This is a genomic window from Psychromonas aquimarina ATCC BAA-1526, from assembly GCF_000428725.1.
In the GTDB taxonomy this organism is placed as follows: Bacteria; Pseudomonadota; Gammaproteobacteria; order Enterobacterales; family Psychromonadaceae; genus Psychromonas; species Psychromonas aquimarina.
On record NZ_AUAM01000011.1, the window covers coordinates 1 to 17727 of the forward strand.

Annotated in this window: 16 protein-coding genes; 9 read left to right on the forward strand and 7 right to left on the reverse strand. The window is 44.7% G+C overall.

Translation table 11 applies throughout. The features are described from left to right. Window positions 1-145: 145 nt before the first annotated feature. The 5 genes from G337_RS0103630 to G337_RS0103650 are packed head-to-tail and all read right to left on the reverse strand — an operon-like array spanning window position 146 to window position 4083. Window positions 146-1324, reverse strand: a complete 1179-nt coding sequence (locus tag G337_RS0103630; protein ID WP_028862661.1) for an MFS transporter — start codon at window positions 1322-1324, stop codon at window positions 146-148. Continuing rightward, window positions 1324-2235: a cyanophycin synthetase gene (locus G337_RS0103635; RefSeq protein WP_028862662.1), complete on the reverse strand. Its 912-nt coding sequence runs from the start codon at window positions 2233-2235 to the stop codon at window positions 1324-1326. Before G337_RS0103635 ends, G337_RS0103630 begins: the two co-directional genes overlap by 1 nt. Continuing rightward, entirely contained in the window at window positions 2232-3068 is an 837-nt protein-coding gene (locus G337_RS25545; RefSeq protein WP_037027059.1) for a D-alanine--D-alanine ligase family protein, read from the reverse strand. Before G337_RS25545 ends, G337_RS0103635 begins: the two co-directional genes overlap by 4 nt. A gap of 4 nt (window positions 3069-3072) precedes the next feature. Further along, window positions 3073-3585 (reverse strand): hypothetical protein, encoded by a 513-nt coding sequence (locus G337_RS0103645; protein WP_028862663.1) that lies wholly within the window; start codon window positions 3583-3585, stop codon window positions 3073-3075. 42 nt (window positions 3586-3627) lie between these two features. Then, window positions 3628-4083 (reverse strand): YHS domain-containing (seleno)protein, encoded by a 456-nt coding sequence (locus G337_RS0103650; RefSeq protein WP_084605272.1) that lies wholly within the window; start codon window positions 4081-4083, stop codon window positions 3628-3630. 227 nt (window positions 4084-4310) lie between these two features. On the opposite strand from G337_RS0103650, the gene G337_RS0103655 reads away from it, so the two are divergent. The 5 genes from G337_RS0103655 to arsB all read left to right on the forward strand — a co-directional run bounded on the left by G337_RS0103655 (window position 4311) and on the right by arsB (window position 8616). Continuing rightward, on the forward strand, window positions 4311-4856 hold the full coding sequence (locus G337_RS0103655) for a PepSY domain-containing protein (RefSeq protein ID WP_028862665.1): 546 nt from the start codon (window positions 4311-4313) through the stop codon (window positions 4854-4856). 260 nt (window positions 4857-5116) lie between these two features. Next, the gene (locus G337_RS0103665) at window positions 5117-5794 is read left to right on the forward strand and encodes a winged helix-turn-helix domain-containing protein (protein WP_028862666.1); all 678 of its coding nucleotides are present in this window, start codon (window positions 5117-5119) and stop codon (window positions 5792-5794) included. Beyond that, on the forward strand, window positions 5733-7127 hold the full coding sequence (locus G337_RS0103670) for a sensor histidine kinase (protein WP_028862667.1): 1395 nt from the start codon (window positions 5733-5735) through the stop codon (window positions 7125-7127). The genes G337_RS0103665 and G337_RS0103670 overlap by 62 nt, the downstream gene beginning before the upstream one ends. 110 nt (window positions 7128-7237) lie before the next feature. After that, window positions 7238-7570, forward strand: coding sequence for an ArsR/SmtB family transcription factor (locus tag G337_RS0103675; RefSeq protein ID WP_245597627.1), 333 nt, complete (start codon window positions 7238-7240; stop codon window positions 7568-7570). A gap of 38 nt (window positions 7571-7608) precedes the next feature. After that, window positions 7609-8616, forward strand: a complete 1008-nt coding sequence (gene arsB / locus G337_RS0103680) for an ACR3 family arsenite efflux transporter (protein ID WP_028862669.1) — start codon at window positions 7609-7611, stop codon at window positions 8614-8616. Between the two features lie 14 nt (window positions 8617-8630). Here the strand turns inward: arsB and G337_RS0103685 are convergent, their stop codons facing one another. Next, window positions 8631-9146, reverse strand: a complete 516-nt coding sequence (locus G337_RS0103685; protein ID WP_028862670.1) for a GNAT family N-acetyltransferase — start codon at window positions 9144-9146, stop codon at window positions 8631-8633. A gap of 67 nt (window positions 9147-9213) precedes the next feature. Here G337_RS0103685 and G337_RS0103690 point away from each other — a divergent pair, with 67 nt between their 5' ends. After that, window positions 9214-9459, forward strand: coding sequence for a DUF3820 family protein (locus G337_RS0103690; protein ID WP_028862671.1), 246 nt, complete (start codon window positions 9214-9216; stop codon window positions 9457-9459). A 53-nt stretch (window positions 9460-9512) separates the two neighbouring features. On the opposite strand, the gene G337_RS0103695 is transcribed toward G337_RS0103690, so the two are convergent. Continuing rightward, window positions 9513-10016: a hypothetical protein gene (locus tag G337_RS0103695; RefSeq protein WP_028862672.1), complete on the reverse strand. Its 504-nt coding sequence runs from the start codon at window positions 10014-10016 to the stop codon at window positions 9513-9515. A gap of 397 nt (window positions 10017-10413) precedes the next feature. Here G337_RS0103695 and G337_RS0103700 point away from each other — a divergent pair, with 397 nt between their 5' ends. From G337_RS0103700 to acsA, 3 genes are all read left to right on the forward strand, one after another. Beyond that, the gene (locus tag G337_RS0103700; protein ID WP_028862673.1) at window positions 10414-12528 is read left to right on the forward strand and encodes an alpha-amylase family glycosyl hydrolase; all 2115 of its coding nucleotides are present in this window, start codon (window positions 10414-10416) and stop codon (window positions 12526-12528) included. A gap of 429 nt (window positions 12529-12957) precedes the next feature. Next, entirely contained in the window at window positions 12958-15666 is a 2709-nt protein-coding gene (locus G337_RS0103705; RefSeq protein WP_028862674.1) for an Ig-like domain-containing protein, read from the forward strand. 298 nt (window positions 15667-15964) lie between these two features. Further along, window positions 15965-17719: an acetate--CoA ligase gene (acsA, locus tag G337_RS0103710; protein ID WP_028862675.1), complete on the forward strand. Its 1755-nt coding sequence runs from the start codon at window positions 15965-15967 to the stop codon at window positions 17717-17719. The last annotated feature ends 8 nt before the right edge of the window (window positions 17720-17727 follow it).

Here is a 17727-nt window from a genome sequence, read left to right on the forward strand (position 1 = left end):
GCATATGACCTTCAACAGCATCGTGAATCATTTATGCCGGGTATCTGCTTAGCCTGCAAAGAAGTCGTTAAGCGTAATGAACTAGTTTACGTCCTGGAACACTTGATGGATTAAGGTTATTACTTTTAATAATCTTTGCGCCGGCTTATGCCGGCGTTTTTACCGGCTCTTTGTGAACACCATAGAGCAGGTAGACAAAAACTAACGGCAGCGCTAAATCATACAATATCTGCAGCTGTCTTAACGGATCCGCCCCCATTGAAGAAAGCAGTGCAATCAGGCTGAAAAAGCCCACCAGCATAAACTGCGAGTAGTAGCTTTTACAGAGAATATACCTAACCGGATTATCTCTCGATGCTAAATCATAAAAGCGTTTATTAAAGGCCAGACGGAAAAAACTGCTTAAGAACGCAATCAAGAGCATGCCGCTATATAAAATAATCGGCCCTTCCTGCGTAGTTAACTCACCACGTAAAAACCATGAAAAGGCATAACCGAATATCGAGATAATAAATATGCGTTGTGCATTCATATAATCGATGCGTTTTTTAATCACGAAAAAAATCAGTGCTAATAAGAGACTTAAACACACCACTAACACTCCCAGCTGCATAATGTTTTCCTGGGTAAGCAGATATAATGACAGCATCCAGAAGTAGCTTTCTAGAAACAAAAATAACCCATCGGTTAGAAAGATAAGTTTAGAGCGGTAGCTGTCTTTAAACTGCACTATATCCGTAAGTGTAAAGGCCTTAGGCTGAGTACTGTTCAACAACTCGCGGACATTTTTTAAACTGCGGTTTAATAACCAGTAACCGCCAAGCGAGATAGCTAATGAGATAAAAAGCAGGGTTTTAAGAAACTCAGCATCAAGCAGATAACTGCCGATTAAAATACCTGCTTTTAAAGCAAAAACCACCAGGATTTGAAAGTTTCCAAATGTGTCGCCGCTGTTGTTAGCCTGGGTTATAGACTGAAATAAAATACGCTGCGTTGACCAGTAAAAACAACCGGCGGCACCGTTAAGCAGTGCTCCTACGGACAATAACAACCACTGCGAATCCCACAACAACAGCATCACCAGCAATGCCTCAAAGAGAAAAGATAAAGCGATGATCACTGTCCAGTTAGACAAAGCACGTAACCTGTCCCAGAAACTTAGCGCAATAATAAAACCAACTGCAGTCAGGGCAATAAAATAAGAGATAGCGGATATGCTTAAACCTTTATCCCAGAGAATAACCGGGATAAAGATCGGCAGTAAACCGAGAAGAAATGAATGGATACCTGAAAACAGATAAAAAGTACGACTTAAACCGGCCATTAATAAGTATCTGACTGCTGGATATCCAGCTGCTCAAGCTGTTCAAAGTCACCGGAAAGATCTTCCGCTTTGCCGTAACGAGGATAAGCATGCATTTTCAGATAGGGACGGGAATTAACTTCTAAAAATATACATTTCTGCTCGCGAAAATCTGTTTCAATGCCTTTTTCTAAAATCACGTCAATGCCGAGGATATTAGCATCAAACAGTTTTAATACATCTTTAAACAGTGTCTGGTTGGCTTCCGGTAAGGTACTTTTATCTATTACCCTAACCACGCCGCCCGGCGCCAGTGATATGCGGTAAAACAGTGTCACCTGTTCATCTAACTGCGGGACAGTTGATAAGTTATAACCCTGCTTAGCTAAAAAAGACAAAGTCTGCGGGCCTTTCTGCAGCGGCGACATGCACGGATAAAGCCCCATAGACTCCCGAAGCGCATTTTCCTGATCAATTAACTGACTGATAGTGGCTTTACCATCACCATTTACAAAAGGTGCATAGCGCTGCAGCACCGACATAATTTTACCATTCGCTGCGACTACCCGATAATTATTGCCCTGCAGATACTGCTCAACAACGGTATAAGGCCACCATAACTTGGCAAAAAATATCGCTTTGCACAGCTCCTGATAGTTTTTAATAGGAAAGTGACTGCCGCGTGAAAAACCACTGACATTCGGTTTAATCACTAATGGAAAACCAAATTCTTTAGCAAACTGTACTGCTTTAAAAGGATTAAAAAAAATCAGTCCCTGTGCATGAGGAATATTTCCCGAAGCAAACACATCTCGAGCCTGCTCTTTACTGCGGCAGCTTTTACGCACCTGCAGGCTGTTATAATTACTGCACCCGTCCATAAATGTTTTGCTTATCCATTGATAAATAAGCTTTTTTAGCTGTTTAATCATGAAGCCTCGTTCTTAGTCAGCGCTTTTAAAGCACGTGAACATTTTAGTTTTTTAAAAAATACGGGTTTAACGACCTGTGACGATGGAATCGTTTTGGTCACAGCAGCAAGATGTTTCATGGCGCTTAATACAAATTTTATTTTCTGGTAAATACTCACCTGCTTAACCAGCAGCACTAAAGGCATAGGCAAAAACAGATTAATTTCAATAATATGAAACCGTCCGGCAGTCAAAGCTTCAATGGAATCTGCACGGATACCGTAGCGGGCAATACGAAACTTCCCTATCCGGCTCAGATGGCGCCAGATTGTATTTTTCTGATCTGCCGTTATATGCTCAGACAAATCCCGGTAAAACGTATTTTTATTGTATATACCGTTAACAGCTAAAGGCCCTTCACTTTTATTACAAGTTTCAGTAATCGATAAAACCGCGGGTTGTCCGCTGTTGCTGTCTGAAGGAATAACAAACACTTCAAATTCACGCTTACCCGGTGCCGCCTGCTGAATAAGGTAACGAGGATGCTCTGCTGTACGCCGTTTACGAATGACCTGCAGCTGTGCAGGATTATCGGCGCGGGATATACCCCGGGAATTCTGCCCCCATTCAGGTTTTACAAAAACCGGATAACTCTGCGGATTTTTCTGAGAAAAATCGACAAACTGCTCCAGACGCCACTGCTCCGGAATATTCTTATCCATATCTAATTTGGAAAATAGACTGCGCTGCTCGTTAAAATACGGCGCATTGAGCTGGAAATATTTCCAGGGGGCGGTACGCAGCCGGCAGCAGTGCGTTATATATGCAATAACCAGAAACGCTCTAATTAACAACGGCCTACTCCTCTTTGAGCTTGACTGACTGCAGCTGCATATAGTTGATAACAAATAAAAGAAAGCCAAAAATCAGAATTGAAACGGCCGCATAAAAGAGGCTGCCGTGATCACTCTGTCCTTCATGAATCACTTCAATACCTAAGGGGGTAAACAGATGAAAGAACACCGCACCGGCCATAACACCTGACGCCATCAAACCACCGACTGCATGCATCATTGACTGACTGGGAGCACCGGCAATAATCCGGATCTTAGTTAACATCCAGAACAGCACCGGAGAGAGTAAAATAAGCGCAGTGATTAATTCAAAAGCTCCCACCACATAGGAACCGTAGCTGCTGAACCAGGTACCGGCAGCATCACCTAAGATGCCGTTCATCCACTGCCCGATTGTGCCGAAAATATGCTGCGTATCCGGATGCAGGGTAAATTTATAGGGTAGTGAAAGTAAAAATACTTTGCTTGTCCATAAAACAATTAACCAGCTGATTGTACTTATCATCTTCTCTTTCATATTGTTATCCTTAATGTTTATAGACCGGCAATACCCGGATATTTATTCTTTTTCCATTTTTGCCCAGTGCTGATCGGCTTTTTTAATAAAGGCATCTTTATCGGCACGCCAGGTATCTACAACACTTTGATCATAATTGAGATACAGTTTGTTTTTATAAATTGTCCAGAAAGGCGCATTGCCCGGTGCAGTTTTATTACGCGCCATTGCCCAGGCGCAGTAGCCGCCGTATTGAGGAGCATATTTTTCAGGGCTTTCTTTAAACAGCATTAAGTTTTCCTGAGTCGAGAAATACCATTCAGCTCCTTTATATTCCAGAGTAAACTTAGAAGATCCCTCAACAGGTTTCTGCTCACTAAAATAAGCAACAACATCAAACCCGGAGGCCGCTTTATTATTAAAAAAACCGGTATAAATCTGCTCTTCAGCCTGAGCAGAACCGATCGCCGCAAAAAACAGAAGCACCAGAACACGGGCGGAAAATTTAACTAACCTCATCGTTTTCTCCTTGAAAACATTCAATAACTACATACTAGACCAAGGCAGTGCAGAAAATATTTCACAGGCTGCCTAATTATTTTTGTAACAGGCTGAATAAGATATGGATATTTGCAGACAGCGGCAGATTATTTTGCAAAGATTAACTTTTTGTAATGTTTCATCCACCTTTTTGACATGCATTCTTGGTTAAACTGTAGTTATCAAATAGACACAAGGATAAAAAAATGAAATTTACTAAACTAATCTGCGCAGCACTGGCTATTACCTCTTTCAGTGCGGTGGCAGACGATGATGCGCTTACAGTACTTGCATTAAAACGTGCGTCTTTCTCTCTGGAACAGGCTGTCGAAAAAGTAACTAATGACTATCAGGGGCAGATCATCGAATTTGAAGTGGATGACCATGACGGTCAGAGCTCTTATGAGATAGAAGTTATTAACCTGCAGAAAGAGGAGAAATATAAACTGCAGTTAAGCATGGCAGACGGTGCCGTACTGGAAGAAAAGAGCCGCAGTTTAAGCACCCTTGGATTTAGCCGCCTAGATGATGATGAATACCTGGCGCTAAAAGAATTAGAAACGTCACAATTCAGCCTGCCGGCAGCGATTGCTCAGCTTCGTGAACAATATAAGGCTGAATTAGTTGAATTTGAATTAGAAAATGAAAAAGGCATCACCTTCTACAAATTTAAATTAATGGATCAGCAGGGCCGTAAACGTGTCATTGTTGATGTTGAAACAGGTGAAATGATCCCGATAATGAAACATTAGCAGTCTTCCCGGTTTTGCCCTGATTTTTATTAAAAACAGGGCAGAATAAATCAGTTTTATATCAGGCCGGTGCAAAGTTATCACTTAAGGATAATATGATGAAAAATGTAACTATCATAAAGATTTGGGATCTGTTCATGCGACTATTTTACGGCTCTTTAGTAACATCAATTGCAGTAGCCTGTATCTGCCGACGCTGTCTGTTTAAAGACAGAGTCATTAAATAACAGTGCCTTAACTGTTCATATAAAGGAAGCTTTGTGCGTATATTAGTTGTTGAAGACAGTGCTGACACCCGTCAGTACCTGTTTAAAGCTCTGCAGGAGCAGGGTTATGAAGTTGATCTCGCAGAGAATGGTCAAGACGGACTATTCTTAGCCCTTGAACATGACTACCAGCTTATTTTATTAGACAGAATGCTGCCTAAACTAGACGGTTTGTCGGTATTAAGCACCTTAAGAAATGCCGGTAAACAAACTCCCGTGCTGATTCTAAGCGCATTAGACAGTGTCGCTGAGCGTGTTAAAGGACTGCGTGAAGGCGGAGATGATTATCTGGTAAAACCCTTTGCCCTCTCTGAGCTGCTGGTACGCATAGAAATATTAATCAAACGCAAAGGTGAAAGTACAGAGCTGTCAAATAAACTGCAGGTTGCTGATCTGCACATGGATCTGCTTTCTCATAAAGTGCATCGCGGGCAGACTGAAATTCAGCTGCAGCCCAAAGAGTTCAAATTATTACGTTATTTAATGGAACACGCGGGACAGGTAATATCACGCTCTTTACTGTTTGAAGCCGTATGGGATTATCATTTTGATCCGCAGACAAATGTTATAGATGTGCATGTTGCACGATTACGAAAAAAGGTAGAACTTGATGGTCATGTCCCGTTACTTGAAACCGTCCGCGGCGTGGGTTACCGAATGGTGGAAAAATAGCTGTCAAGCCAGCTCCGTATGGCGTTTAACACGTTTATATACCAGCCTGCTGCTGTTAGTTGTGGGCATTCTGCTGGTGGTGCTTTACCAGTTAAGCGTCGGTCAGATCAGCCGTAATCAAAGCACACAGATGAATCATCTGGCTTTGCAGCAGAAGCTGTTAGCTGAAGAACTTAACCAGAGCGACTTTATCAGACAGTTTGAACTGCAGGCCGGCAGCTCCCGGCAGTATATCCTCAGCTTGATCACAACAGACAATGTTTACGGACAGCTGAATTCAGTGCCTAAAAACATCAGCAGCTGCCCGGACACGGCACGTTTTCCTATCTGGCTGGACAGATACGATGAAATCCGCCTTATTTCCGGCTGCTCACAGGTTTTACCCCAGGGTACCATGGTTATTGCTACCGATGATGAGTCCCTATACGATCTGCAGCACCAGTTTATCAGCGCCTCTCTTATCGCTCTGTTATTAGCCCTTCTGCTGGGTATAAGCACAGGTTTACTATTCTCACACCGTGTTTTAAAACGTATTAACACCTTTAACTCCATTGCCCAGCGGGTTGAAGCCGGCGAAATGACCGCGCGTGTTCCCGTATCCAACAAAGCCGATGAATATGATCATATGGCCCTGCATATCAATACCATGCTGTCACGCTTAGAAGATTCCTTTCATGCGATTGCCGGAGTTACCGATGCTATTGCACATGACCTGCGCACACCGCTTGGACATTTAAGACAGCAGATTGAACAGGGGTTAATCGATGCGCATAACTCAGGCAGTGATACACAAAACCTGGAGCAGATGTTAAGCAGACTGGATGCGATACTATTCACCTTCAAAGCAATGCTCGAACTTACCCGCCTTGAACAGAAGCAGCAGAGCAGCAGCTTTAAAGACGTAGACCTGCAGATTGTTATTAACGATGCCGCCGATTTAATCCTGCCGGTTATAGAGGACAATCAGCAGCACCTGACTGTCAGCGGTAAAGCGGGCTGTGTTGTGACAGGAGATGCCACACTGCTGTTTCGCGCCGTTTATAATCTGCTGGAAAACGCCAGTAAATATGCCGGAGAGCACACTCAGATCGGCGTGGAAATTACCGATCACGGTTTTATTATCTGTGACAGCGGCCCGGGTATTCCCGACAATGAGAAAGATAAAGTCTTCCAGCGCTTATACCGTATTGAAGAGAGCCGCAGCATTGCCGGTTTTGGAATAGGCCTGCCGCTGGTCAGGGCTATTGTACGTCTGCACGATGCACAAATATCATTACAGGATAATCATCCGGGATTAAAAGTTGTAGTTAACTTTAACACTGCAGAGCAGTAAAACCCCGCCCCTTTTACAGTGGAAATAGATATTATCTGCAGATATTATCTATTTCCACTGGATCATTTCAATAGTTCTTGTATTATTGAATTAAATAGTCAGGAGGTAAAATGATGACCAGAGATAACGCAACGCAAATATTTGAATCACTGTCTTCCGGTGTCCGTCTGGATACCTGGCGTTTATTAATCAAAAGCGGACAGAACGGCATGGTAGCAGGTGAAATGGCTTCGACATTGGAGGTTGCACCAAATGCGCTGTCGTTTCACCTGAAAGCTATGCTGCATGCGGGATTAGTTTCCGTTGAACAGGAAGGAAGATTTAAACGCTACCGCGCTAATACCTCATTAATGAATGAGTTAATTGCTTATATGACCGAGCAGTGCTGTATAGAGCAGGATCAAGCACATTGTGAAGTAACTAACAGCAGCGGTATCTGCTGACCCATAACCGTTATATAAAAAAATTGAGGAATAATAAAATGGGAATATTTGAACGTTTTTTAAGTGTCTGGGTTGGGCTGGGCATGCTGATCGGCATCGGCTTCGGTACCCTGTTTCCAGAACTGTTTTCGACACTGGCAGAGATTCAGTATGCACAAATTAATTTAATTATCGCTGTACTGATCTGGTTAATGATCTACCCGATGATGATGCAGGTAGATTTTACCTCAATACGTAATATACATCAGCGCCCTAAAGGTCTGATTATCACTGTTGTAGTGAACTGGTTAATTAAACCCTTCACCATGGCACTGTTAGCGATGCTTTTTATCCGTTATCTGTTCGGCCCCTGGATATCACCGGAGTTAGGGGATCAGTATATCGCAGGAATGATTCTATTAGGCATAGCCCCTTGTACTGCAATGGTTTTTGTCTGGAGTCAGCTTACTAAGGGTGATGCAAATTATACCCTGGTGCAGGTATCCATTAACGATCTGATTATGGTGGTCGCATTTGCGCCGCTGGCTGCTTTCCTGTTAGGCGTTACCGATGTTTTTGTCCCCTGGGATACGCTGCTTCTATCTGTATCGTTATTTGTGGTTGTACCGCTGGCTGCCGGCGTATTAACCCGTCATTTAATTCATAATCAGGTTAAGCTGGATAAGCTAAGCGCAGCATTAAAGCCGCTGTCGATTATCGGTTTAGTGGGTACGGTGATTTTACTGTTTGGTTTTCAGGCGCAGACTATTTTAGATAATCCCGTCGATATTTTTCTGATTGCGGTTCCGCTGCTGATTCAGACCTACCTGATTTTTGCAGTCACCTACTGGTGGATGAAAAAGTGGAAACAGCCGCACTGTATAGCGGCACCAGGAGCCATGATCGGCGCATCGAACTTCTTTGAATTAGCGGTTGCTGTGGCAATCAGTTTATTCGGCACTTATTCCGGCGCGGCTTTAGCGACCATTGTTGGTGTATTGGTAGAAGTACCGGTAATGCTCACTCTGGTTGCCTATGCCAACCGCACACGCCAGCAGTTCGCCTAATTAATAATAAGTGTTTACAGCTCCTTTTTAAAAACCAGATCGGTTTGAATATCACCGCCCATATCAAAAGGGTGCGAACCGATCTGCCGAAAGCCCATGCTTTTATAAAAATGCAGTGCCGGGAAATTGCCTTCCCATACACCCAGCCACACATATTCTTTATCCGCTTGTTTCGCTAAATCACAAGCAAAATCCATTAACTCTCTACCGAGTCCTTTACGCAGAAACTGTTTACGAATATAAAAACGTTCAATTTCCAGCGATTTGTCATCATAAATATCCGTTTGCGCTTCTGTTTCATTAACCTTTAAAAAACCGGCGATCTGCCCCTGAAAATAAATAAAGTAGAAAAAGCTGTCCGGATTATTAAACTCAAAAAGCAGTTTTTCTTTAGTTAATGTTTCAGCAAAATACTTAAGCATCAGCTCCTCGCTGTTACTGTCCGAAAAGGTATCACGATAGGTTTCTATGGAAATATCACGTAATAGATCTAACTGCCCGTTTGTACAAAGCTTAATATTATTAGCCATCACTTTCCTGCTATTTCAATTCGTTGTAAGATTTAACTTTTATAACCTTAATAAGCAGGTAAATCCATTGTTAGATGATCCCAAAGCGCTGAGTGAAGCTGTCAACCAGACTATGCCCTTCGGCAAATATGCGGGCCGTAAACTGATCCACCTGCCGGAGCCCTACCTGGTCTGGTTCAACAGCAAGGGTTTTCCAGAAGGTAAATTAGGCCAGCAGCTGGCATTAATGTATGAAGTAAAATTAAATGGTTTGGAAAAAATGCTCGAGCCGTTAATAAAACAGGATGATGCGGATACGCAGAGATTTAAATAGATTATCTGCAGGCTCAGGTGAAACGTTAAAAATTTCCGCTAAAGTTAAATTATCTACTGCGCCTTTTGGCGCCCCTCACACATGGCCCAGTTCCAGTCAAAAACATTCGAACAAAGCGCTTCTAAATCATCATAATAAAATGCTTTCTTATGACAGAGACGCTTAAAATTACGCTTCTTTTCCTTTAAGCCAAGCTTTTCTTTCTCGTAGGGCTCAATGGCAGATTCATGCTCTGCGATAAGGGGCTTCTGCTCTGCAAACAGCGTTTTATATTGCTCCACCAGCATATTTGCCCGTTCACACTCCTCAACCTCCGTCCGGCAGCTTAATGCAGCTTCCCTGGCATCAGCTTCTGCTCCCGGTAAAGAAGAGACCAGCAGTTTAAACTGCTCTTCTATTTTTTCTATTTCGGCATATAAAACCCCAAGCGAGTCCTGTGACTCTTCAACCTCCTGCTTAAGATTAATGCATCTTTCAAGCTCAGATCGAGACAAATTCTCAGCCTGAACAGAGAAAATAAAACTTAGCAGTAAAAGTCCTAACAGCTTATGGCCCATGCTTCATCCAATTTAAAATAACTTATCAACCGCGGTTTATTCAACGATCTGCTGCAGAGCGACAAGGGATACAAAATCTGCACTACCTATTTTAATATTATAGCTAAGTGTGCAGTGAGCGGCGGTCAAACTATTCTCAATACCGCAGTTGGAATTTATTCTTTTTATTCTCTCAGGTTCAGCAGCCGATTTTAGACTGCAGCTGCGGCACTGTTCCCTGCAAACCTTGTGGTGTATACGTTTACAGACATTTTTGTGGAAATTATGCTGATACAATTTGTTACAAAAACAGATAAGTCAGGTGCGATCCTGCTCCCCTTAATAGTCCTCAAACTGTGATTAAATAATACTCTTTCTGCTTACACAGCCATTTATTAGCTTAACAAGGTGTCTTAACATGATGTTTCGAAAAACTCTGCTCGCCCTATCGGTATCTGCCCTGCTCACCGCTTGTTCAGGAAGTGATAACAGCACAGCCGCAGACTCGCAGACAACAAAAGTTGATATTCAAGTCAGTCAGGCTAAACGCGCTTTAGATGAACGCTTAGCCTGTAATAACCCGAGTAATATTCAAACCGCCTGTAACCTGCGCATGTATCAGGTGATGGTCGAATCATTTATTGATGCCGACAGTACTGCCGGTTACGGCACGGGTTACGGTACTAGCCATCACAACGGCGATATTGCCGGTATTACCGCTTCACTTGACTACATTAAATCTTTAGGCATGAATGCTGTCTGGCTGACCCCTATTTTTAAATCAACAGCTCGGGACGGGCAGGACCAATGGGCGGACCGCCTTGATGCAACGGGCTATTTCACTAGTGATTATTTCTCTATTGATCCTAATTTCGGTACCCTTGAACAAGCTCGTGAACTCGTTGAACAAGCCCATGCAAAAGGCATGTATGTCTTCTTTGACGGTGTCTTCGGCCATCACAAAGGCAATGTTGCCGCTTCACCTAGCGGCCTTAAACCAACAACAGGCAAAAAGCAGGGTAATGCCGGCTTTGAAGCCCAATACCCGCAGGATCTTGAGTTCTATAAAGAGGTTGCGACTTACTGGGTAAATGAATTAAAAATTGACGGCTGGCGTTTAGATCAGGCTTATCAGATACCTGTGGATAACTGGGAAGAGATCCGTACTGCAGTGGAAACCGCTTCAGCGGCACAGACCTACAGCTTAAACGGTCAAACAGTTAATCCTCTTGGTTATATGGTTGGTGAAATCTGGCGCGGTGCCAGCGATATAAGTGCTCAGGGGTACGGTAAAGAAGGCTCCCCGGCGCTGACTTCCGCTTTTGATTTTCCGATGCGTTATTCTATGGTGCAGACTTTTGCCGTTGAAGAGAACGGCAGCGGCAACCGTTATGCAACCAATCTGGATAACGGATTTGTTGCCCATATGGCTTACCCCGAGCACGCCATGCCTAACCTGATGCTGGGCAACCATGATTTATTACGTTTTGGTGATTTACTGCAGCGCGGCGTTATAGCCAGCCCAAACTCCCCTGAATACTGGGAGCGTCATAAAGCGGCAATAAGTTTTATGGCTGCTTACAGCGGTCCTATCACACTCTATTATGGCGATGAGATTGGTGATCAAGTTGAAGACTTTGTCAGTAAACTTGATCCCTGTTCCGGTGATACAGGCATGTGTGATGATCATGTCGCCCGTTCCAGTGCCAAAATTGAAGGCCTGGCCACAACAGTCGGCGGTGAAATTACAGTACTTAATGCACAGCAGGCGGACCTTAAAAATTATGTGTCGGCATTAATGGCAATGCGGGCGGCCCATCCGGCTCTCTATAACGGCAGTCGTACCCATATCCATTCGGATAAAGATATCTATATAGACCGTAAAGATGCTGGCGACGATCACATCCTTTATCTGGTTAATACTAAAGGACGGAATACGCGCATTACTATCGAGGCTGACGCAATAGGCAGTGAGGGAGATTTAATCAATCTGCTTGAGGATGACACGGTTACTCTGACTGACGGAAATTATACAATTAATCTGCCTCCTTATACGGCTGCATTTTATGAGATCAGCTCGCCGGCAGACCAGGGGCCTTTAGTAAGTACAGCAGCGGTGAGCCTGAGCGGTAAAGGAGATCTGGCCGACTGCACTAAAGCGGATGCAGACGGTTTCGGACCTATGGGACAAAGCATATGGATTCGAGGAACCTATGCTGGAGGTGACGGGTTTATGGCAACCCCGGACTCGCATAAATTTAGATACAAGGGTGACGACCTTTATCAAGTGGTAGTCAAACACCCTACTGCTACTGTTTTTACTTTTAAATTTGCCACTCAGTCCTGGAGCTCTGAATTTGCAGTTGAAAATTCAGATGCCGTCACTGTTGGTCAGCAGCAGTCAATGACCAGAGCCGTCGGCCCGGGGACAGAATCCTCAATTGTAGTACCTGAAGCCGGCAGCTATGTTTACAGCTTTAAAATTAATGGTTTCGGCGATGCCGGCACTATGATGGTCAGCCAGTGTAAATAGAGCAGCAGTAAAGTTTAAATCTAAATTAATCTCCCTTAAAACCGCGGTTATTATGCTGCGGTTTTTTTATAACCTCATAAAAAACCATGCTTTATTCACAGCAAACAAAAAGCACATACTATTAACCTTTAATACACAAAAAATTCTGCTCCCGAGTAATTGCCGAATCAATTTTCAGACCATAACTGCACAAAAAACATTCAACTTCGGACCTGCATCAAAATTAATTTTGATCTTATTAAGATTATTTCTCAAATCATGACCTGAGCAATATAAATAATAATTGATTGTGGCGCCGGAAAGAGCAGCGGCTAAACTCACTGCTCAACAAACAGCCACAAAAACAAAACTTTTTTCGACAAGCGATGAAAGCAGGGTTCATAAAGGGCGGGCAGGATACCCTTAAATATTAATCAAGGAGTAAAACAGATGAAAAAACAGATTAACTGTACATTGTTATCAGCAGCATTACTGGCGGCTCAAAGTGTATCGGCAGCCCCGCCGGCAGCACCTAGTTTGGGCTGGTTCGCCGATTCCTACGATGACGGCTCAGCAGTCACTGCGGCCTGGGATATGTGGTGGGGAGAAAACGGCAGCAGCTGGAAACTTATTGATAACGACGCTGAGGTCTGCTCCGGCACATTAACCATAAACGGACAAAATGCCCAGTCAGGCTCCTGCACCAGCAGTTATTCACCCGGATCACACAGCCTGACTGTTAAGTTATGCAATACTGACGGCTGTACCAGCAGCAGCGAAAGCCGTTTTTTTGTAGCTGGAGGCACGGCGAATATCGCGCCGACCGTCAGTTTATCACTTCCCGCTCAAGCAGACATTAATACGGTTGTTCAGCTTCAGGCCACAGCAGCTGACAACGACGGTTATATCAGCAGTGTTCTTTTTTATCAGGGTACAACTCTTCTTGGTTCAGATAACAGCGCCCCTTACAGTTATGAGTATACTCCGACAGCTATCGGTACCATCGATTTTAAAGCCGTCGCCAATGACAATTTATCTGCACAGGCGACAGCCGCCGCACAGCTGCAGGTAGTCGATCCCAGCGGCGGTGACACTGCTAATGGTGAAAACCTGACCCTGTCTAAACTGCCTTTACAAGTCGATCTGAATATTGATACGGATAAAACTTATCTGTTTGATGAAAAGATAAGCAGCCTTTCCTCACGTAAAAACGGTCAGATAAGCAGCTGGGTTATTGACGGTCAGGCCGTTACACTTAGCGGAAAGCTTGCCGGCCGTACCGGCTTGAAAATCACCACGGAATCAGGAAAAAGTTACTATATGGGTCTGCGTGTGAACCATAGTGACGGTTCTTTACCCGGCCTGCCGAAATACCTGTCTATCGGCTCTGTTTCCGAAGACAGCACTCCGGATCTGGATTTCTGGAAAGATATCGACACAGATCTGACCAATAAAAATATGGATATTCGTTACATCTATATTAACGGCGGCCCTTCCGGTGATAATTTCTGGCAGGGCTGGCAGAGCTGGAGTGAAAAACGTGCCGGGCGTTTTGCTAAAGAAAGTCTACGTCTCGGGCTGATCCCGTTCTTTGTATATTACAACATAGCCGACGGCGGTGAGAGTTTTGAAACTGATTTAAACCACACTCGTGATCCGCTCTATATGCACGACTATTTTCAAGATTTAAACGTGTTTATGGATCAGGTACAGGAAGAGCTGCAGGGTGAGCTTTACGGTATTATTTTAGAACCTGATTATTTAGGTTATATGCAGCAGGGTGGAGAACTGCACTTAGGTACTAATGATCCGACACAAATTAGTACAGCAGTTGCAGCTGACGCTATTTCTGCCGAGGCGGGTACAATCCGCAGTATGGTCGAACGGATCAACAAAACCATTAATGAGAAGCGCCTTGAAGGACATAATATCTTTTACGGCTGGCAGCTAAACCTATGGGCTTATTCGCCGACATCTGGCAGTAAAGGCGTATTACGACGCACTGATGAAAACGATTTAGGCTGGGCTGCTGGACGGGCCGCCATTGATGAAGGCGCGCGAAAAACCACGCAGTACGGTATTGATGCGGGAATACTGACTCACGGAGCTGATTTTGTATCCATCGACAAGTATGGTTTAGATGCGATGATTCATCAGAATCGCCAAGATCCCTCTGATTCAACCTGGTTCTGGAACAATGATCACTGGCAGAACTACCTGCAGTTTGTCAGCATTATGAAACAAACTGCAGATAAGCCGATTATACTCTGGCAGCTTCCCGTCGGTCATATTAACGGCTCAACCTCAGTCAGTGCTTATACCGGGCAGGCATTTCCGATTCTAGACAACAGTGATACCAAAGGTGAAGACAGCACCACCAGTTACTTTTTTGGAGATACCTTTGAAAGCGGTGACAGCTTACGCTTACCCTACTTCAGCAGAAACAATACAAACGACAGTAAACTTTCAGTTTCAGGAACACAGATCACCTGGGGAAGTCATATGCAGGAAGTGCGTGATGCCGGTGTTATCGCAGCCCTTTTTGGTGCCGGTGTCGGTGCTTCAACTGACGGGGTAGGCTCTCCTGCGACCGACAGCTACTTCTGGATTCAAAAAGTGCAGAGCTATTATGCTGACGGGACTGTTCCTTTAGATAAAGAATACGGCACCGGCGGTTACGTCTGCGGTTTAAGCTGCGGCCCCTATGCTGCTTTTACAGATCTGATTAACGGCAGTGAAATACGTTTACCTGCATTAACAAAGGTAACTATTAATGCGCAGGCAAGCGATGCCGACGGCAGCGTAGTCAGCTTAAACCTTGAAGTTAACGGTCAGGTTGTCAGTCAGTTAACTCGTACAGGTACAACTGATAATTTCAGCGGCAGCTGGCTGCCCGACGCTTTTACAACCTATACCCTTACCTTACACGCCACGGATAACGACGGCCTAAGCTCAACCAGGCAGGTCAGTGTGGATATTGTCAAAGAGGGAACTTGTACCGTGCAGCCTTGGGATGCAGACACAATCTATGCGTCCGCCGGTACGCAGGTATCATTTGCAGGGTTTATCTATGAAAACAAATATTATATAACCGGTGAGGCACCAGATCCGGCTGGGCCGGCCTGGGGTGTATGGACAGCAGTCGGTCCGTGTAATTAATATTTATGGTATTAATCTATCCGCAGCCAGGTGCTTAAATTAACTATTGCAAGAGGGGAGAGAGTCACAACTCCTCCCCTTTTTTATCCGCCATAACTTTAGCGGATCACTATACAGAAAACGCATAGCGGTTCATTTCCTCCTAGTTAAAACGGTTTTTAATCAAACACTTTTTATATTGTTTGTTTATTGAACAGAATGTGATCTAAATCACAACACACACAACATAATCATCAGCTTTCATCTAATCTTCACTATGCAGTTAACTGTTTTTTAGGATAAATCCAAGGGGATTAATATGCATTTTCCGGAGATTGAGAAAGATCCGTTACAGGCAGCAGATCACAATTTAGTTTGTTACAAAGATACCTATGAACACTTTATCTGGCAGCTTGCGCAGCGGCGTATAAAGGGCGGAAAAACCGGATTAAATATCGCATTTGAAACAGTAGACCGCCATGTAGATGAAGGTTTTGGAGCGCAGACAGCAATCCGCTGGTTAAGTAAGCAGGGTCTGCAGAAAGAGATCAGCTATGCCGACCTGAAAGATCAAAGCGCTCGTTTTGCCAGCATCCTGCAGGACTTAGGTCTGCAGCCTCAGGAGACTGTCTTCGGTTTATGCACACGCGTACCGCAGCTTTATCAAGCCCTGTTAGGAACGCTTAAATTCGGAGCCGTATTTTCCCCGCTGTTTTCCGCATTCGGTCCGGAGCCGATACGCTCGCGCATGGAAATAGGCAACGCCAGGGTACTGGTCACCAGCGAGGCCCTTTACCGCAAAAAAGTACAGCCCTGGCGGCATGAACTGCCCGGTTTACAATGGGTGTTGTTATACAATGTCACCCAGCCCCTTCCTGAGAACTGTTATGACCTTGATGCTTTATTAGAGCAGAGCAGCCCGGATTTTCCGGCCCGTATGTGCCATCCGGAGCAGCTCGCGCTGCTGCATTTTACCTCAGGTACAACGGGTAAACCTAAAGGTGCGATGCATGTTCATCAGGCGGTTATTTATCACTGTATTTCCGGTTATTACGCGCTGGATCTGCGCCCGGGAGATAATTACTGGTGCACCGCAGATCCCGGCTGGGTAACGGGCACATCCTATGGAATTATTTCTCCCTTATGCAACCGGGTAACTTTGATCATCGATGAAGCCGAGTTTGATGCAAAGCACTGGTATCAGCTGCTCAGTGAACAGAAGATTAATATCTGGTATACCGCCCCGACCGCTATCCGCATGCTTATGAAAGCCGGCGCAGAACTGGCAGAAGAGTACGACCTCAGTGCATTACGTTTTATCTCCAGTGTTGGAGAACCCCTTAACCCGGAGGCGGTAGTCTGGGGACAAAAAGTATTTAATATCCCCTTTCACGACAACTGGTGGCAGAGTGAAACCGGGGGCATTATGATCGCTAACTTTGCAACCACAGCTGTACGTCCCGGCTCCATGGGGCAGCCGCTGCCCGGCATCAAAGCGGCTCTTATGAAACATCACAAAGACGGCACGACAACCCGGATAACAGAAGCCAATCAGGTAGGCGAACTTGCCCTGCATAAAGGCTGGCCGTCCATGTTTCGCGGTTACCTGCATGAAGATGAACGTTACCAGAAATGTTTTGTTGATGACTGGTATTTAACCGGAGACTTAGCGCTCTGTGATGAGGACGGTTTCTACTGGTTTGTGGGCCGGGCTGATGATGTGATTAAAAGCTCCGGACATTTAATCGGCCCCTTTGAAGTGGAAAGTGTGCTGATGGAGCAGCAGGCAGTTGCTGAAGTCGGCGTGATCGGCCTGCCCGATGAAGTTGCCGGTGAAACAGTTAAAGCCTTTGTGGCGCTTAAACCCGGTTACGAAGGGGACGAAAGCCTGCGTAAAACTTTATTAGGCCATGCCCGTAAACGTCTGGGGCCGGCCGTCGCTCCAAGAGAAATTGTGTTTCGCCAGAATTTACCTAAAACGCGCAGCGGCAAAATCATGCGCCGCCTGTTAAAAGCACGCGAACTCGGCCTGCCTGAAGGGGATATATCCACTCTTGAAAGTGATGAATCCTGAGGTATAGG